The 17,705-nt window shown below is 60.2% G+C and carries 17 protein-coding genes and 1 pseudogene; 3 read left to right on the forward strand and 15 right to left on the reverse strand.

Features of this window, described 5'->3' with window-relative positions:
• Positions 1 to 8: 8 nt before the first annotated feature.
• The 4 genes and pseudogenes from I2H36_RS20520 to I2H36_RS14580 all read right to left on the reverse strand — a co-directional run bounded on the left by I2H36_RS20520 (position 9) and on the right by I2H36_RS14580 (position 4,089).
• A pseudogene (locus I2H36_RS20520) lies at positions 9 to 457 on the reverse strand (GntR family transcriptional regulator).
• Positions 458 to 1,507: 1,050 nt separating this feature from the next.
• A complete protein-coding gene (locus tag I2H36_RS14570) occupies positions 1,508 to 2,467 on the reverse strand; it encodes a PfkB family carbohydrate kinase (RefSeq protein WP_196264634.1) in 960 nt (319 codons plus the stop codon).
• Between the two features lie 3 nt (positions 2,468 to 2,470).
• On the reverse strand, positions 2,471 to 3,145 hold the full coding sequence (locus I2H36_RS14575; RefSeq protein ID WP_196264635.1) for a GntR family transcriptional regulator: 675 nt from the start codon (positions 3,143 to 3,145) through the stop codon (positions 2,471 to 2,473).
• Positions 3,142 to 4,089: a dihydrodipicolinate synthase family protein gene (locus I2H36_RS14580; RefSeq protein ID WP_210331083.1), complete on the reverse strand. Its 948-nt coding sequence runs from the start codon at positions 4,087 to 4,089 to the stop codon at positions 3,142 to 3,144. The genes I2H36_RS14575 and I2H36_RS14580 overlap by 4 nt, the downstream gene beginning before the upstream one ends.
• A 78-nt stretch (positions 4,090 to 4,167) precedes the next feature.
• On the opposite strand from I2H36_RS14580, the gene I2H36_RS14585 reads away from it, so the two are divergent.
• From I2H36_RS14585 to I2H36_RS14595, 3 genes are read left to right on the forward strand one after another with little or no spacing between them, the layout of a single operon-like run.
• A complete protein-coding gene (locus I2H36_RS14585; RefSeq protein ID WP_196264637.1) occupies positions 4,168 to 5,502 on the forward strand; it encodes an ABC transporter substrate-binding protein in 1,335 nt (444 codons plus the stop codon).
• A gap of 51 nt (positions 5,503 to 5,553) precedes the next feature.
• Complete coding sequence (locus I2H36_RS14590) at positions 5,554 to 6,477, forward strand: carbohydrate ABC transporter permease (RefSeq protein WP_246718839.1); 924 nt, start codon at positions 5,554 to 5,556, stop codon at positions 6,475 to 6,477.
• 2 nt (positions 6,478 to 6,479) lie between these two features.
• Complete coding sequence (locus tag I2H36_RS14595) at positions 6,480 to 7,304, forward strand: carbohydrate ABC transporter permease (RefSeq protein WP_196264639.1); 825 nt, start codon at positions 6,480 to 6,482, stop codon at positions 7,302 to 7,304.
• A gap of 144 nt (positions 7,305 to 7,448) precedes the next feature.
• Here the strand turns inward: I2H36_RS14595 and I2H36_RS14600 are convergent, their stop codons facing one another.
• The 11 genes from I2H36_RS14600 to I2H36_RS14650 all read right to left on the reverse strand — a co-directional run bounded on the left by I2H36_RS14600 (position 7,449) and on the right by I2H36_RS14650 (position 17,701).
• Positions 7,449 to 8,135, reverse strand: a complete 687-nt coding sequence (locus tag I2H36_RS14600; RefSeq protein WP_196264640.1) for a helix-turn-helix domain-containing protein — start codon at positions 8,133 to 8,135, stop codon at positions 7,449 to 7,451.
• Positions 8,136 to 8,237: 102 nt separating this feature from the next.
• Positions 8,238 to 8,615, reverse strand: a complete 378-nt coding sequence (locus I2H36_RS14605) for a response regulator transcription factor (RefSeq protein WP_196264641.1) — start codon at positions 8,613 to 8,615, stop codon at positions 8,238 to 8,240.
• A gap of 114 nt (positions 8,616 to 8,729) precedes the next feature.
• Positions 8,730 to 9,365, reverse strand: a complete 636-nt coding sequence (fixJ, locus tag I2H36_RS14610; RefSeq protein ID WP_196264642.1) for a response regulator FixJ — start codon at positions 9,363 to 9,365, stop codon at positions 8,730 to 8,732.
• A complete protein-coding gene (locus tag I2H36_RS14615; protein ID WP_281433001.1) occupies positions 9,355 to 10,896 on the reverse strand; it encodes a PAS domain-containing sensor histidine kinase in 1,542 nt (513 codons plus the stop codon). The genes fixJ and I2H36_RS14615 overlap by 11 nt, the downstream gene beginning before the upstream one ends.
• Before the next feature lie 137 nt (positions 10,897 to 11,033).
• Entirely contained in the window at positions 11,034 to 12,143 is a 1,110-nt protein-coding gene (locus I2H36_RS14620) for an MFS transporter (protein WP_196264643.1), read from the reverse strand.
• Positions 12,140 to 12,289: a cbb3-type cytochrome oxidase assembly protein CcoS gene (ccoS, locus tag I2H36_RS14625; RefSeq protein WP_196264644.1), complete on the reverse strand. Its 150-nt coding sequence runs from the start codon at positions 12,287 to 12,289 to the stop codon at positions 12,140 to 12,142. The genes I2H36_RS14620 and ccoS overlap by 4 nt, the downstream gene beginning before the upstream one ends.
• 4 nt (positions 12,290 to 12,293) lie before the next feature.
• Positions 12,294 to 14,534 carry a heavy metal translocating P-type ATPase gene (locus I2H36_RS14630; protein ID WP_196264645.1) on the reverse strand — a complete coding sequence of 747 codons (2,241 nt, stop codon included), beginning with the start codon at positions 14,532 to 14,534 and terminating at the stop codon, positions 12,294 to 12,296.
• A gap of 11 nt (positions 14,535 to 14,545) precedes the next feature.
• The gene (locus I2H36_RS14635) at positions 14,546 to 15,046 is read right to left on the reverse strand and encodes a FixH family protein (RefSeq protein ID WP_196264646.1); all 501 of its coding nucleotides are present in this window, start codon (positions 15,044 to 15,046) and stop codon (positions 14,546 to 14,548) included.
• Between the two features lie 10 nt (positions 15,047 to 15,056).
• A complete protein-coding gene (gene ccoG / locus I2H36_RS14640; RefSeq protein WP_196264647.1) occupies positions 15,057 to 16,526 on the reverse strand; it encodes a cytochrome c oxidase accessory protein CcoG in 1,470 nt (489 codons plus the stop codon).
• 130 nt (positions 16,527 to 16,656) lie between these two features.
• The gene (gene ccoP, locus I2H36_RS14645) at positions 16,657 to 17,541 is read right to left on the reverse strand and encodes a cytochrome-c oxidase, cbb3-type subunit III (protein ID WP_196264648.1); all 885 of its coding nucleotides are present in this window, start codon (positions 17,539 to 17,541) and stop codon (positions 16,657 to 16,659) included.
• A gap of 4 nt (positions 17,542 to 17,545) precedes the next feature.
• On the reverse strand, positions 17,546 to 17,701 hold the full coding sequence (locus tag I2H36_RS14650; protein ID WP_173948319.1) for a cbb3-type cytochrome c oxidase subunit 3: 156 nt from the start codon (positions 17,699 to 17,701) through the stop codon (positions 17,546 to 17,548).
• Between the last annotated feature and the right edge of the window lie 4 nt (positions 17,702 to 17,705).

Here is a 17,705-nt window from a genome sequence, read left to right on the forward strand (position 1 = left end):
TGTATCGTTCAATGTTCCAGGATCGGCCTGATTTTCTGGAGGTTCCCGATGGTGTGCTCCAGGTGGAGGCGCAGAGCCTGCGAGGCCTCGTCGTTCCGCTCCTGTTCGAGCAGGTCGAGGATCTGGAGGTGCTCCTCGCATTGCTTATGATAGCGCTTGCGGTTGACCATCGAGCGATAAGAGAGCAGGCGACGGATGGGTTGATGCACCGAACCGCCTCTAGGAAGAAGGGATTACCGGATGCGCCGATGATCGCCTCGTGGAAGCGCGCGCCCCTTTCGTGTAGGGCAGCGGCACTGTCTGTTTCTGTGGCGCCGCCGAGGAGCCGAAGCTCTACCTCGCGGCAGCGAGCTGCCGTTTCGGGATCAAGACGATATGTCGGCTCCAGCAAAGCGGCGGGTTCGAGGGCGAGCCGCACCCGGTAGGTCTGTTCCAAGCTCTCCGGTGTCGTCAGCATCGGCGAGAACGACCAGCCGTAACCCTGGCGGCGCTTGGCCCACCCCTTCTGGGCTTATCTGGCCTAGCACGGCGTTTAACTGGGCCTTGGAGATCCCGTAAGTCACCTTGAGGTATGCCTCGGAGGCCGAGTCCGGCACGCGGCCTTGGAGGTGATCTTCCGCAATCCTAAAGTAGACTTCGGATTCATCGGCTTTGGTGGATAGGCCAAGAATTTCGGGCGACACGTTCGTGGCGTTCGACACGAAGTAACCCCGGTTGCGCTCGTGAACGAGGACACCTTTGGCAGCGAGCAGCTGCAGCGCTTGGCCGACCGGAAAGCGGGAGACGCTGCACCCGCTCGACCAGTTCTTGCGCGGTCAGGTGCGTTCCTGTGACCAACCCGCCGCCTCGGATATGCTCTAGGATCTGCGCGGCGAGCCCCTCGGTCAACTCGCGTTTTCCGTTGACCATGCGCTCCCTGGATGAACTCATGAACATAACCCCGCACTCGCCTCTCAAGACGGCTCGCTCTTCCTTTACTCGATTTGCAGCATTCACGGTATCTTCGGTCATGAGAGCCAGTGGAACTCAACCCGTGTCGGTCCTCAATAGTCCGGAAAAGGCTCAAAAGGGAGCCCGCACGGGCTCCTCGGTTATTGGTTGTCAGGGTACGAGCGGCAGGAATTCAATCAGTCGTGAGGGCTGCTAGGATGCTGCCTAGGCTAAGAGTTGCAGCGGCATTCTGGCGATGGTCTAGGCAAAGTTCCCAATAACTTCGGCGCTGAGTTCTATAGCGCTGACATTGGTACCATCCAGAACTTTGCCGTGTGGATGACATCGATCGCCTCAACTTTTTCCTCAATGTGCTGAGATTGGGTGCGTTCTAAGCCTACACCTTCGCGCGCGGTTATGTGGCTAAGAACATTCCGCAGTGGCGGTGGACCTCTTCCGGGGTTTGGCCGAGAATTCGGTTGATATCGATTACGGTGAACCGCTTGTTGAGATTGAGCGCTGAAACGCCGTGGTATCTCGTATCAACTCTGAATGGAGCCGCCCGGAATCGCGCGATTCACACGGATTTGACCTCTGCTCGGCTTTCCGCTGGGAGCGGCAGAGCCGTGCGGCATCGCTCCAGCAGTTCCGGAAGATGGGGGGAGCCAAGCCGTCCGCCGAACTCCTCACACTTCATCGCCGCCGCGACGTTGGCCATCTGAACCGTCCGTGCCAAGCCCCATCCGCTGACGAGGCCGTAGGCATATGTGCCGTGCCAGACATCGCCAGCATTCAAGGTGTCCACGGCCCGAACAGGGAGCGACGGGAACTCGTCGATGGAATCTGCCGATGCGCCTCGCTGCCATATCAATGCACCTGCAGCGCCAAGCGTCACTCCGACGACATCGGCTTTGAGGTCCTCTGCAACCTCCTTCAGGGCCTCCCGCGGTGAATTGCTGGCCGCGAGAGAGAATAGGGCAGGTTCGGAGAACAGCACGTGATCTGCCAGAGCGATTATCTCGCGGAGGGCTTCCGGAGGTGCCACATCGGCGTCGACGATGGTCGGCACACCGTGACGACGGGCTTCGGCAAGCAATACCCTTGCTCCTTCCAGCCACCTCATGTCGACGAGAACGGCAGCGGCATTGGCGACTTCATGAAGCGGAAGCCAACTTGGATCGGGATCGAGCGACGGATCGGTGTATGGCACCACCAGTCTTTCCCCCAGGCTGTCGACGAGAATGGTCGAGAACGCCGTCCGAGCACCCTGGATCCGGCGGATACGATCAATGCGGACAGTTTCCCGTGACAGATCGTGCAAGAAACTGTCGCCCGTTGGGTCATCCCCGACGCGCGCCCAGAGTTCGACGTTGGCGCCAAGGCGGGCGATGGTGACTGCGGCGGCCGTCGCCATGCCGGAGGCCGCCTGGACGGCCTTTTGGGGCAGCACCTTGGTCCCATGGCTCGGGATCCGGTCGATCTTGAAGATGGTGTCCCAGAAGGCGCATCCAAGGCAGATCACAGGCTTGTGGGTCATTGTTTATTCGAGTCTGAGCGCCCGCGCCCGAGCGCTCATGATATGGGCAACGGATGCCTCAACTGCGGCCGAACTGTCACGGCGCTTCATCGCCGCGATGATGGCGAGATGCTCCCGCATCACCGGAATGACAAGATCTTCGTCGAGGCTCGTCTCGCTCTGACGAATGAGGCGTACCTTGATCCAGTTCACGCGATACGCCTTCGAGATGATGTCGTTGTTGAGGTCGTCGATAATCGTTTCGTGAAATTCCCGATCGACCCGCTGAGCATCGGCCACGAGTTTACCCGTCAGGCCCGCTTGAGCCGATGAGATGATTGATTGATGCGCAGCCTCGATCCGCCCGATTGCGTCATCGCTGGCGGTCTGCGTGAAGGAGGAGATCGCTTCCCGCTCGAGGATCAGCCGAAACTGAAACGCATTGCGAATCAAGGTGATATCGAGAGGCAGGATCTGCAAGCCGCGTTGCGGAACGGTGACAATCAGGCCCTCCGCTTCCAGTCGAGGGATCAGTTCGCGAATGGCGCCGAGAGGTTGTCCCGTGAGGGCCACCAGTTCCCGCTGGGTCAAGAATTGGCCGGGCTTGATCTCGCTTCGCAGCAATTGTTCGGTGAAAACGTCATAGGCCCGCTCGCGCAGCTTGATTTCAGAGCGGGGCGCCGGGCGGACCACGCTCATGCTACAGCCTTGGCCGCTCTACCGAATGGCTCAAGCAACGCAATGGCGCGTGCCGTGCTCTGCCTGTCCAAGGTCGGCAGCGGGGGTCTTGCAACAGCCCAAGTCGGGTCTTGACGCACATGAGCCACGAGTGCCTTCACCATGGGAACGACAGGATGGCTAACGATTTCCTGAACCAGTTCGACTATGCGGGGGTCGTCTCGGCCGTTCTCCGCCAAGGCAATTATGGCTTCGGGAAGAACGTTGGCCACTCCGCAGATGGACCCCGCGGCGCCCGCAGCACAGGCGCGACCGAGATATCTTTCGTCGCCGACAAGAATGTCGATGTTGGGAAAGGCGTTGATCAGCGCAAAGGTCGACTCGGGATTCCCTTCGCTGTCTTTGACTCCTCTTATAGCGTTTGGGTAACGCTCCATCAGGCGTGATACGACCGTGTGGGACAGCGACACCCCGGTCATGCCAGGAATGTGATAGAGGATGATGTCTCGCAGGTTGTTGCCGACGGCCTCGAATACGGCCGAGTACCAATCGAATATGGCGTCGTCGAGAGCAGGACGGAAATAGAAGGGCGGTGCCAACAGGACCGCATGGGCACCACGGCGCAGGGCTTGGCTCGTGCTGGAGGCTGCCTCCTCCAGTGAGCAGGCAATGACACCCTCCACCATTTTCTCCGCCGGGATGCCGTGAGCCACCATTTCGTTTGCCACACGCTCGCGCTCGGTGACGCCGACCGAAGGCCCTTCGCCGGTCGTCCCGAAAAGGGTCACTGTACGGCAACCGCGGTCGAGACAGTCTTTCGCATGGGCCGCCAAGCGATGAGTATCGACCTCCCCGTCCAGAAAAGGCGTGATGAGAGCAGGACTGATACCGAAGCTGAGCGACACGGGAGCCTCCAAGAACAGTTCCGACACAATGTCGAACGACTGCTGTGTTGACACTAACATGTTACATGGTGCTTAATCGCTTGCAAGCACGGAAAAGAGTCCAAAAGGATCGTTAGGCTGTAACAAGGAGGAAATGCCATGGCTGCTACAGGCGGATCGATTACGCGTCGCACACTTCTTGCAGGCACTGCGGCGGCGGCTGCATACGGTCTCGGCGGCGTGACGCCTGCCTTTGCAGACGTGAACTGGAAGAAGTACGCCGGTACGAAGATCGGCGTGAACCTCATCAAGAGCCCACGTGGTGAAGTTCTGCAGAAGTACGAGAAGGAATTCACCGACCTGACGGGCATTCAGGTTTCATCCGAACAGACGCCTGAGCAGCAGCAGCGGCAGAAAGCCGTGATCGAATTGAATTCGGGAAGCCCGAGCTTCGATGTAGTGCATATCAGCTATCACGTGCAGAAGCGCCAGTTCGAGAAGGCCAACTGGCTCGCGGACCTGAATGCGTTCATGAAGAATCCCGAGTTGACGGAAGCCAGCCTGACCGAGAGCGATTTCTCTCAGGCCGGTCTGCTTTACGCGAAGAACCCGCAGGGCCAGATGCTGTCGCTGCCATTCTCGGTCGATTACTGGCTGGTCTACTGGAACAAGGAACTCTTTGCGAAGAAGGGACTGGCCTATCCTCAGACCTTCGACGAGATGGTGAAGGTAGCGGAGGCGCTGACGGATCCGAAGGAGGGGACCTACGGTTTCGTTGCACGCGGCTTGAAGAACGCCAATGTTCCCGTCTGGACGAGCTTCCTCCTCGGCCAGGGCATCGATCCCGTTGATGCCAATGGTAATCTGATGACCGACTCACCAGAGGCGATCGAGGCTGCGCGCCTCTATCAGCGCCTCCTCACCAAGTCTGCTCCGCAGGGTGTTGCCGGGTTCAACTGGTCCGAATGCCAATCGGCTTTCCTGCAGGGTAAGATCGGCATGTGGCTCGATGGTGTCGGCTTTGCGCCCCCGCTGGAGGATCCGGAGAAGTCGCGGGTTGTCGGCAAGGTTGGCTATGGCGTCATGCCGCGCGGACCGAAGGCTCAGGCCTCGGCAACGTTCGGCGACGGCATCGGGGTTACCGCTGCCAGCAAGAACAAAGAGGCGGCTTATCTCTACTGCCAATGGGCGGTCTCGAAGCTGATGGGCGCCCGCCTGCTGCAGGCGGGTGGCGGCGTGCCGTTCCGGCAGTCGATTCTTAACGATCCCGAGGCCCGCAAGGGTGTGAAGATGCCGCCGGCCTGGATCGACGCGGTGGTGGAATCGGGCAAGATCAGCAAGCTCGGTCTTCCCGTCATTCAACCAGTGACGGAGTTCCGCGACATTATCGGCATCGGCCTGACAAACCTTCTGGGAGGAGGGGACCCGGCTGTCGAAATGAAAAAGGCGACCGAGCAATTCAAGCCCGTCCTTGAGCGCAGCGAGAAGGCTTGATGCAATCCGGCCATGAGAAGGTTAGCATGGTGGAGAACGTTCATGGCCACCATGGCTGAGCGCCAGACCGCTCCGTTGACGGTAACAGTCTCCGTTACGGACGCGCGTCCGAAAAGTGCCTACTGGCCTTTCGTGGTTCCTGCCGTGGCCGTGGTGGGATCAGTGATCGTGTTCCCGTGGGTCTTCACGGTCTGGATGAGCATGCATGAATGGACGGTCGGTGGAGCTCGGCGCTTCACCGGCTTGTCCAATTACATGCGTCTTGGATCGGACGAGCGCTTTCTGACCTCAGTGGGTCATACCCTCGTCTACACGCTTCTCGCCGTGGTGCTGCCGTTGATCTTCGGCACTCTGGCAGCCCTCATCTTCAACTCCCGTCTGCCGTTCCGGGGCATTCTGCGTGGCGTGTTCGTCATGCCGATGATGGCTACGCCCGTTGCGGTCGCCCTGGTGTGGACGATGATGTTCCATCCGCAATTGGGCGTGTTAAACTACCTCTTGTCCTTGGTCGGCATCGGCCCGCAGGCTTGGGTCTTTAGTCCCTCGACGGTGATCCCGTCGCTGGTCCTGGTTGAGACCTGGCAGTGGACACCTCTTGTCATGTTGATCGTCCTGGGCGGGCTAGCCGCTATTCCAACGGAGCCTTACGAAAGCGCGGCCATCGACGGAGCAACTGTTTTTCAACGCTTCCGCTACATCACGTTGCCGATGATCGCGCCGTTTCTGATGGTTGCCGTGATCATCAGGACTATCGATGCCCTGAAAAGCTTTGACATCATTTATGCCATCACCCAGGGCGGGCCTGGCACGGCATCGGAGACGATCAATCTCTATCTCTACAGCGTCGCTTTCGCTTATTACGATGTCGGGTACGGATCGGCCATAGCGGTCGTGTTCTTCGCCATCGTCATCGCCCTGTCCCTCCTCATGCTCCATCTTCGTCAGCGTACGAAGTGGATCGACGTTCAGGGGTGAGCATGAACCTCCGGAAAGCCACCAATTCGCTCGGCCTGCTGTTCGTCGGCCTCGTGCTGGTTTCTCCAGCCATCCTTTTCTTTCTCTGGATGGCTTCGCTCTCGCTGAAATTCGAGGTCGATAACGCCGCTTACCCGCCTATCCTGATCCCGGAGAGGTTCGCCTGGAAGAATTATACGGGTGTGTTCGAGTCAAACCGTTTCGGCCTCTTCTTTCTCAACAGCCTGATCGTCACGGGTGCCGCAACAGGCCTCGCCCTCCTGATCGGTGTGCCTGCGGGCTATGGCATCGCCCGTATGAAGGCGACCAAAGCTGCCGTGGTCGTGCTCATTGCCCGCATGACTCCGGGGCTGTCATACCTGATCCCGCTTTTCCTGCTCTTCCAATGGCTGGGACTTATGGGCACCTTGGTGCCGCAGATCATCGCGCATCTCGTGATCACGGTCCCGATCGTCATCTGGATCATGATCGGTTACTTCGAGACAACCCCACTCGAACTGGAGGAGGCTGCCGTCATTGACGGTGCCAATCGATGGCATGTCTTTCGCCATATCGCCCTGCCCATTGCCAAGCCTGGTGTCACCGTTGCTTTCATCCTCGCGGTGATCTTTTCCTGGAACAACTTTGTCTTCGGTATCGTGCTGGCAGGACGGGAAACCCGAACCTTGCCCGTCGCTGTCTATAACATGCTGTCCTTCGAGCAGCTGAGTTGGGGTCCCTTGGCGGCGTCAGCACTGATCGTGACCCTGCCTGTCCTCGTGCTGACGATTGTTGCGCAGAGACAGATCGTAGCCGGGCTAACGGCCGGAGCGGTCAAGGGAGGTTAGAATGAATTCAGCGGAAGGATGAAGATCGGAAGCGGCCAACTACTGGCACGTTCCGCGAGCAGACTGATTTTCTGGGATGTTCTGGCAAACGGACTTTTCGATTGTGCTCTCCGAGTTTGCAACCCCTTAAGAAGGATCGTCGGTTCACATGTCGAGGCGTTCCAGAGCTGGCTTGTTGCGAAGCACAATGCAGCGTCGATGTGCAGGCAATTCGATAGTGCCTTGGCGCTCGAGCTGCGTCAGCGAGCGTGAAACCGTCTCGATCGTCAGACCGAGGTGATCGGCGATGTCGGTTCTGGACATCGGAAGGTCGATCTGATCGGTGTTCGCGGTGCGCCCGGACAGATCCAGAAGAAAGCTGGCTATTTTTTCGACAGCATTCTTGCGGCCGAGCAGAAGCATATGATTCTGGGCCCGCACGAGGGACAGCAGTACCGCGGGTATCATCTCGTTGGGGATGTCGCCAGCGTCTTTGGTCTCAGCGTTGAGATTGGACCGGCGGTAGGAAATGACGGTTGCGTCCCCAACAGCCTCGGCGCTGAAGCGATGCTCCTCGCCCGGCTCAATGCCAAAGATGTCACCCGGAAGATGGAACGCGTCGATCTGCCGGCGCCCGTCACTCAATAGCTTGAACGTCCGGACTGCGCCGGATTGCACCTTATAGAAAAAGGCTGCCCGATCGCCTTCGACGAAAACTTCCTCATCCTTGGCCAGGCGTCGGAAAGAGCCGAGTGCAGAAGCCTCGGGAGCACTGCGCGCCAGCGGAGTGCCGCGCAGGAGCGCAGCGCTTGGGGCTGCGTGGGAATTCAGAGCGGCATTTGCGGTTTGCATAGAACTCTCGCCGTGTTCGGTGTCTAACGTGAGTTCATGGTTACTCTGGCAAGCGGGACCGTTAAATTCAGATGCTCTCCCTAAGGGATATCCCGGAGGTCATCACGCGGGGATGGTGAGGGCTTCAAGAATGCTGTCGATCAAGGCCTCGTCCTCAAAGGGCTTTTCCAGCACTTCGCGGAAGCCGGATCGGGACGCCCGCCTGTGCAGATCCTTGGTGGCTCTCGCGGTAATCAGGATGGAGGGCATCCTAACGGCGCGCCGCCGCAGTCGGTCGATCAGTTCGACGCCGTCCATGGCCGGCATGTGATAGTCGATTACGAGGCACCCGCTGACGGGCAGGTCCTTGTCCGCAAGGAGTGCGTCGCCGCTCTCATAGAGGCGCACGTTCAGGCCCTCCATCTCAAGGGCGAACTTCAGTGATTGTCGGACAGCGTCGTCATCGTCCACCACGATGACAAGCCCTGGTGTCATGGACATGATAAGGCCCTGCTAGGTCCCTGGCTCTCGGATCGGCTAAGACCTAATCCATCGATGGGACTAAGCGTTTGATATGCCTCAATTCGAGCGGACAGACCTATTCAGGAATTCTCCTTAAGGGCCGGAAACAGCCCCACCCGTGTGATCACTTGCGAGAAGTGCCATGCGCACGAGGTCCGAGAGGCTCGCCGCCTGCATCTTGCTCATGACGTTGGCTCGGTAGATCTCGACGGTTCGCGGGCTGATGCCTAGGTCGTAAGCGATGACTTTGTTAGCCTTTCCGGCAACAAGGCCCTCAAGAACTTGGCTTTCACGCTCGGAGAGGGATTGGATTCGCGCCCTCACCTCTGTGATTTGGGCGTCTTCTTGGACATGTTTTTCCTGCCGCTTGAGCGCAGCCCGGACCGCCGCAAGGAAAAGATCGTCGTCGAAGGGCTTCTCGATGAAGTCGATTGCGCCTTCCTTCATGGCTTCAACGGCCAGCGGAACGTCCGCATGGCCCGTCATGACGATGACCGGAGGCGTGAAGCCACGCGCCTTCAGTCGGCGGATGAACTCAATGCCGTCGATGCCCGGCATGCGCACATCGGTGATGACACATCCGACGGATGAGTCCTGCACGTTATCGAGAAATCCCGAGGCTGATTCATGAAGACGAACCGGCAGGCCGTCTGATGCGAGCAGGAAGGAGAGAGACTGGCGCACGGCCAGATCGTCGTCCACTACATGCACAACAGCTTCATTCGGCATTCACCAACTCCTCATGACTAACGGACCGCAGAGTGAAGCGGAAGACGGTTCCCCGATTTGGCTCCGACTCAACCCATATTTTGCCGCCATGCGACTCGACGATCGTTCTGCAGATCGACAAGCCCACACCCATTCCGTGCTTCTTCGTCGTGATGAAAGGCTGGAACAATTGTTCCGCAATCTCTGATGCGATGCCGGTTCCGGTATCAGACACGCTCACCTCGACAAGACTCTCGTTGGGCAAAGCCTGGGTCGCCACGACGAGTTCCCGGCGCGGAGCGTCCTGCATCGCCTCAATGGCATTGCGGATGAGATTGAGAAGCACCTGCTGCACCTGGATGCGGTCCGCCAGAACCAGGAGTGCATCGGGATCTAGACTGAAGCTTACGCGGACGCCCTTCTCCTTGGCGCCGACGAGGGCGAGAGCACTTGCCTCCTGGACGAGCTTGGGCAGGCTTTCGATATGACGTTCGCTTTCACCGCGAGCCACGAATTCTCTCAGGTGGCGAATGACCTGCCCGGCCCGCAGAGCCTGATCAGCGGCTTGGCTGACGGCCTCCTGAAGCATGGGCACCTCAGGCCCGTCCATGCGCTGCAGGATACGGCGGGAGCCCTTGAGATAGTTTGCGATGGCGGTCAACGGCTGGTTGATCTCGTGCGCCAGGGTCGAGGCCATTTCGCCCAAAGCCGTAAAGCGCGACATGTGCACGAGCTCGGATTGAAGCTCCTGAAGGCGCGCTTCCGTTCTCTGCCTCTCGGTCAGGTCGCGGATGAAGCCTGTAAAATATCGCTGGCCGCTCGACCGCATCTCCCCGACGGCAAGCTCCATCGGAAAGGTCGAGCCATCTTTGCGTTGCCCCACCACCACGCGGCCGATGCCGATGATCCGCCGCTCACCCGTCGAAAGATAGCGGTTCATGTAATTGTCGTGCTGGTCCCGATAGGGGTTAGGCATGAGCATCTTGATGTTTTTGCCCGTGACTTCCTCGGCCTCATAGTCGAACAGGCGCTCGGCGGCGGCGCTGAAGAACTGGATGTGTGCCTGCTCGTCGATGACGATCATGGCGTCCGGCACCGTTTCCAGGATGGAGCGCAGATGCGCCTCACGGGTTTTCAGCGCTTCCTCGGCGGCTACTCGCTCGGTGATGTCCCGCGTGACCTTGGCGTAGCCCCGCAGTTGGCCTGCCTCGCTCCACAACGGCGTCGTGCTCACATGGGCGATGAAGCTCGTGCCATCCTTGCGCATGCGCGTGACTTGCGCCTCGAACCGACCCGTCTCGCGGGCAATCTCCAATTCGCTGTCGGCCTTGCCGCCGCTGCCATCCTGAGGTGGGTGAAAAACTGAGAAATGGCGTCCCAGAATCTCGCCCTTCTTCCAGCCCGATATATGCTCGGCGCCTGTATTCCAGCTGATGATGCGCCCATCGCTGTCGAGCATGCAGATCGCATAATCCGTCACCGCATCCACTAGAAGGTGGAAATCCACATCCTGGTGAGGCGAAGGGGCAGGGTCGGAAGCCGGGCCGGTCAAAAGGTTCTCCTATGCGGAACAAGCTCTCCATAGACAGGACAAGGATCCTTTCGGTAGAAGGCATTGTTTCAATCTTAGTTCCTACCATACTGCCAGACGGCTTCCTACGGTCAGGCATGTCGTGGAAAATCAGTGGATTATGGAACGAAGCCGGCCGCCACGGCTCCGAGCAGGGCTGCGCCCAGCAGACCTGCGTCATGAAGGCCCAGGAGAAGCCGCGACAGCTCCCCCTCCTCATGTAGCCACAAGGTTGTGCCAAGGGTCACGAGGGACCAGCCCATGCCTAGAGCTGCTGCCGATGCCGAAAAGGAGCCGCTGATGCCGGGCAGCAGGAAGAGGACGGCCGCAGCACCCACTAGCGCGCTGCCGGCCATAGTCAGCTGCCTCGGGCGGATCGACCTGAACCCTGCCAGAGCCAGCGAGGGCGCATACATGGCGATCACATGCCACGCGATGGCTCCTGGCACTGCGTCCGCAAGGCCGCAGCCGATCATAGCGATGGGGGTGGCACCCATCAAAGCCGTCATGGCGAACCATCCGGCTGCGCCGATCAGGCTCGGCCACAAGATCCGCCGCCATCCTGCCGCCGTGCGTGACGGGTGTTGGGTGCTACGCCGCCGGTAGGGCAGGGTCGCGGTGATCAGGAGCGAACCCACATGGGCCAGGGCGGATGCTAGCGCCAGTCCGACAGCGGCATTCGGAGTTGTCAAGCTTCCCGCTGTGTCGGCGACCGTTGGGGCGAGGAGACCTGCGAGCGTGGCTGCTCCGAAGACCAGCAGTGTGTCGCTGGTGCTCCGGCCGCCAAGAGGCGCGGCCGCATGCCGGTAGAAGAGGCTGAAGCCGCTTGCAATGCCGAGCCAGAACGCCCCCAAGGCCAAAGCTCCGAAATGCCAGTGCACCAGAGCCCAGGCCAGGATCAGGCCGCCCGCGATGCCAAGGCTCGCTCCTAGGGAAAATGCGGCCCGGCGGCCCATGGCATCGAGCAGAAGGGAGGCCGGGAGACTGGCAAGAGCCGCACCCGCATAGAAGGCTGCATAGGGCAGCATCATCCATGGGCCGCTTGGGGCAAGGGCCATGCCTGCAACCGGCAGAACAGTGAGAGTGAGAACCTGCGACAGTACGGACAGCGCAAAGGCGGCCGCCAGAAGCACCGTGCCGCGATGATCGGGGATGCTGCTGTCGGAGACTGCCGGCGCGCAAAGGCATTCGAGATGGCCCGCGCGCGGCATTGCATTCGAGAGTGTCATGGCCAGATGTCGTCATCCGTGAGCACGCGCAGGGCCGCGCCTTCCACGTCGTCGTATTGGCTGTTCTTCAAGGACCAGAGGAAGGCCGCGAGGCCCGAAAGGCCGAGGAGGAGAGCCATAGGAATGAGATAGAGCAGAACATCCATGTGATCAGGCTCCTTGCAGGGCCGAATCGGCCGAAACGGATTGCGGCGGCTGCGTTGCTTTGGGCTGGCTTTTGCGGCCTCGCGCCCGCAGGGCATTCAGCGTGACCAAGCTCGAAGAACCGGACATGGCAAGCGCTGCCACCAAAGGAGTCACGTAGCCTAGGAAGGCCAGAGGAACCGCAACGAGGTTATAGATCAGGGCCAGAATCAGGTTCTGCCGCATCAGATGATGCGCCCGCCGGGCGATGATGACGGCGTCTGCGATGGGCGCAAGCTTCTCGCCAAGGAAAACGGCATCCGCTTGAGCCTGGGTCAGATCCGAGGCGGTGATCGGAGAGATCGATACATCCGCGGCCGCAAGGGCAGGCGCATCGTTGAGACCATCGCCTACCATCAGTAATTTTCGGCCCTGGGCCTTGAGGCCTTCGAGCACGTCGATCTTGTCAGCAGGCTTGGCACCTGCTTTCCATTCCTCGATGCCGAGTATGGCAGCAATCGGCGCGACCGCCTCGGGCCGATCACCGGAAAGAATACGACAGTCGACGCCGAGATCCCTCAGCGCCTTCACTGTGGCGGCCGCATCCGGGCGCAGAGTCTGACGCACGAATAGGATCGTTCGCTCATCTCCGCGGGCGAAGGCGATTACGGAAACATCGGCCTCCCGACCGACTGCGTCCGCCAGGAGATCGGATGCGCCGCAATAGGCCGGGCTGCCGAGAAGCAACTTCACGCCGTCCGCAGTAGCGCGTACGCCCTGTCCTGCCTCTTCGACAGCTCCCTCATAGGGGGTGCGGAGCCTGGCTTCCTGAGCGACGGCATGCGCGAGCGGGTGATGGCTCGATAGGGCAAGGCGTGCTGCCGATTCAAGCAGGTCCGGGCGAACCTTGTCCGCATTGGCGACCTGCATGTCCGGTAGGGTCAGGGTACCGGTCTTATCGAACACGACCGTGTCGGCGACTGCAAGGCGCTCCAGTGCATCGCCCGCGTTCAAGAACACGTTGGAGCGAAACAGGGCTCCGGAGGCGACGATCTGTACCACCGGCACCGCTAGCGCCAGAGCGCAGGGGCATGTGATGATGAGCACGGCCACCGCCGTAATGAGAGCATCATGCAAGGATGCCCCGTTGGCGACCCAGATCATCGCGGTCAGCAGCGCTGCTAGATGCACCACCGGCGTATAGGCCCGCGCCACCCTGTCGGCGAACTGCACATAGCGCGACTTTGCCGCAGAGGCGGTTTCGAGCAGGCGCTCGACCTTGTCGAGAAGAGTGCCGGTGCCTGCTGCCGTCACCTGAACCGTCAGAGTACCGCTGTAGTTCAGGCTGCCCGCATAGACCGCATCGCCCGGACTGCCGGGACGGCGAACGGTTTCTCCTGTGACAAGGCTCTCGTCGAGATCGGAGGAGCCGGACAGGATCACCCCATCGACACCGATCCGCTCCCCTGGCCGAATGAGGACGCGATCGCCCGGATTGAGGGCCGCCGTGGGCACGAGAACCGGTTCGCCGCTCCGATCGATCCGGTGCGCCACCTCCGCCTGGAGCGCTGCGAGATTTCCGGCAACGGCCCGGGTTTTGCGGCGCATTGCCTGGTCCAAGTAGCGGCCGCAGAGCAGGAAGAACAGGAGCATAACCGCCGAGTCGAAATAGGTGTGCTCGGCATGGTTGATCGTCTCGATCACGGACATGACGAGGGCCAGCAGAATGCCGATGGTAATCGGAACATCCATGTTGGTCCGCCCGACCTTCAGTGCGCCAATCGCACTGCGGAAGAACGGCTGGCCAGCATAGGCAACAGCCGGAAGCGCGATGAAGGCTGCGAGCCAGTGGAAGAAATCGCGCGTCTCGGGGGTGATGTCAGTGACATTGCCAGACCAGACGGACACAGCCAGCAGCATGATGTTCATGGAGGCAAAGCCTGCCACAGCAAGACATTTGAGGAGCCATTGGCTGCGCCGCGTTTCCTCTTCCTCGACCAGACGGGCTTGGAACGGGTGTGCGCGGTATCCGAGATCTTGCAATGCATCGATGATGGCGGAGGGCGCAAGTTCGCCCTTCCATTTCACGGCAAGCCGATGGGTGGTGTAGTTGAGGCGTGCATCTAGGACGCCTGGCAGATGCTGCAGACCACCCTCAATGTCGCCGATGCAGGCTGCGCAATCGATACCCTCCACGGCGAGGTCGAGATGGACTGTGCCGTTGTCCTGACGCTTGATGAAGACGGAGAGGTCGAGAGCCTCGGTCATGGTAAACCCTTTTAGAGCGAGATGCGGTTCTTGGAGCGGAACACGGGTGCATCGGCCCGTTTGAGCGTGATGACGAGATCCCAATGTCCGTGCGGCATCGGCGTGAGGCTCATGAACTGACCGCTAGTGGTTTCAACAAACTCCAGCACGATATCGTGGCGCTTGTCGGTCGGATGCGCCAACTGCGCCTCAAGAGCGAGGCCCGAGAGCGCACGCGCGTCGGCATCCCTGGCGCTGATCAGCACACGCGCTGCATCGGCTTTTCGTTGCAGATTGGCCTCCACCCACCAGTGGAGCACGTCCTGAGCATGGGCTGCGGCCACGTCGTTCTTGAAGGCGAGCCCCGCCTTGTAGGAGCTTTCCGTCTCCACGCCGCTGAAGCTTGAGACCGCAACGCGGATCATCGCCACGTTCATGGCGATGATGCTGCCGAAGAAGGCCAGGATACAATACAAAACCATCCGTCCGGTCAGAACGCGGGGAGGACGGCCTGTTATCGTTGTGGAGGACATGAGCCGTTCCTTAAGGAGCTTTGAAGTGATCGGCTGCTCGCGCGGCTTCGCCGCTTGCAAGATCCGTCAGGGTGAAATGAAGATCGGCGGATGTGGACAGGTCCACCTGGCTGGCCGTCACCAGAACGCGAGCTTCCAGAGTCTGGTCGGGGCCGACGGATAGAACAGGCCGTCCCTGCTGGTCGAGCTTGCCGCCCACAACGTCGAGCTTCAGGTCGGGTACTCCCTCTACATCGACCACATAATGGCGCTCGTCGAGATGCTTGTTGGCGACCCGGATCGTGAATCCGTTGCGGACCGAGCCGTCAGATAGACGCACGAAAAGCGGGTTCCGGTCGTGCATCACGCTCAGATAAATGTTCTGCCGTATGGCGAGCGATGTAATTATGATCGTGCCGACCAGGGCAATGATCCCGGCATAGAAGAGGGTGCGAGGACGGACAACGCGGTGTACCTCCGGCCGACCCTCCATGCGCGCCTGAACGTTCATGTCGGTGTCGTAGGCAATGAGATTCAGAGGACGGTTGATCTTTTCCATCACCGTGTTGCAAGCATCGATGCAAAGGCCGCATTGAATGCAGTCGAGCTGAAGTCCCTTTCGGATGTCGACGCCCGTGGGGCAGACCGCTACGCATTGATCGCAGTCGATACAATCGCCAGCCGGAAGACCCTGAAGCTTCAGGGTCTCGTTCTTCTTCATCGAACCGCGCGGCTCGCCGCGGTCGTAGCGATAGGTGACGTTGAGGGCGTATTCGTCGGTGAGCGCCGCCTGGATGCGTGGCCATGGGCACATGTAGGTACACACCTGCTCGCGCATCCATCCGGCAAGCGTATAGGTGGTGCAGGTGAGAATGCCGATCCACATATAGGCCAGGGCAGGAGCCTGGAAGGTGGCCAGATCCCGCACCAGGGACGGCGCGTCGGCAAAGTAGAGCACCCAGGCACCCCCGGTCCACCAAGCTATCATGAGCCAGATGAAGTGCTTAAGACCTTTGCGGACGGCAAGTGCAAGAGTCAGCTTCTGCTTCGCGTTACGTATGCGCTCGCGGCGATCGCCCTCAATAAGCCGTTCTACGGCATAGAACAGGTCGGTCCAGACCGTCTGCGGGCAGAGATAGCCGCACCAGACGCGACCGGCGACGGCGTTCATCAGGAAAAGGGTGAGAGATGCCAGAATCAGAAGGCCGGTGATGTAATAGACTTCCTGCGGCCAGATCTCGATGAAAAAGAAATAGAAGCGGCTGTTGGCCAGATCGACCAGAATGGCTTGGTCCGGCGCGTGCGGGCCGCGATCCCAGCGGATGAAGGGCAGAAAGTAGTAGATGCCGAGGGTGATGGCGAGCACCATCCATTTGATCGTGCGAAAGCGGCCCTTCACTGCCTGGGGATAGATCTGCTTTCGCGGAAGATAGAGAGGCGCTTCGTCGGACGATGAAGCAGCCTTGGCAAGGTCAGGTGAGAGGAGAGGGATGTCAGCCATCGGATCCGCTGCGAGTCATCTCGGTAAAGGATAATCCTGGATATGACCCTGATAGGGCTTCCGCCTTGATTTGCGTCAAGAAACGGCCGGGATTGCCCCGGCCGTCGAAAGGCTCGAGATGTGCCGCCTCCTAAGGGTGCTGGTTGCCGCTCAGGGAATGCACGTAGAGGGTCAAAGCCTTGATGGTGGTGTCGTCGAGACGCCCATGCCAAGCAGGCATCACGCCGCCGCGGCCGTTGGTCAGCCCCTCCATGATGACGCTTTTGCTCGAGCCAAAGAGCCAGATCTTGTCCGAGAGGTTCGGCGCGCCTAGCTCCTTGTTACCCTGCCCCTTGTCGCCATGGCAGCCGGCGCAATTATCGGCAAAAACCTTGCCTCCCTCTGCGAGATGGGCGCTCGTCTCGGTTGGCAGGCCGGAAAGCGAGCGGACGAAATCCGCGACATGGGAGATTTCCTCTCGGTGGAGCATCCCGTCGCGGCCGAAGGCCGGCATGGAGCCCTGGTGGCCGTTGTCGCTTGTGGAGCGGGCGCCGAAGCGGACCGTCTGCTCGACCTCGTCAAGAGAGCCACCCCAGAGCCAGTCATCATCGTTTAGGTTCGGATAGCCCTTGGCTCCGCCGCCGCCTGCCCCGTGGCAGGGCGCGCAATTGTCGCCGAAGGATGCCTTGCCCTGAGCGCGCGCGAAGGCAAACAGGTCCGGGTTCTGGCGAATATGTTCAAGGGAGTTCTGAGCCAGTTGCGCGGTCATGCCAGCACGCTGAGCCTTCAAGGTATCGAGATCCTGCACGATTGCTTCCCGGGACTGCCAGCCGAACATGCCTTTCGTGTAGGATGAGACCAGCGGCCAAGCCGGATAGAACACGCAGTAAACGACAGCCCAAACAATTGTGGCATAGAAGCTCCACAGCCACCAGCGTGGCAGGGGATTGTTGAGTTCCTGGATGTCGTCCCAGCTATGCCCCGTGGTGGCGATGCCGGTGAGGGCGTCAACCTGTTCATGGTTTTCATGGGCCATGGGATCAATCCTCCTGGAGAGGCATGCGAGAGGCCGCATCGAAACGGTCTTTTCGCGAGGGAGCGAGGGCATAGATCAGCACCGCCAAGAAGACGGCCACGAAGTACAGGAGCCCCCAGGTTTGGGCGAATTCAGCGAAGAACTTGTATGCAGCGGGCATAATG

The organism is Microvirga terrestris (assembly GCF_015694425.1).
Taxonomy (GTDB): Bacteria; Pseudomonadota; Alphaproteobacteria; order Rhizobiales; family Beijerinckiaceae; genus Microvirga; species Microvirga terrestris.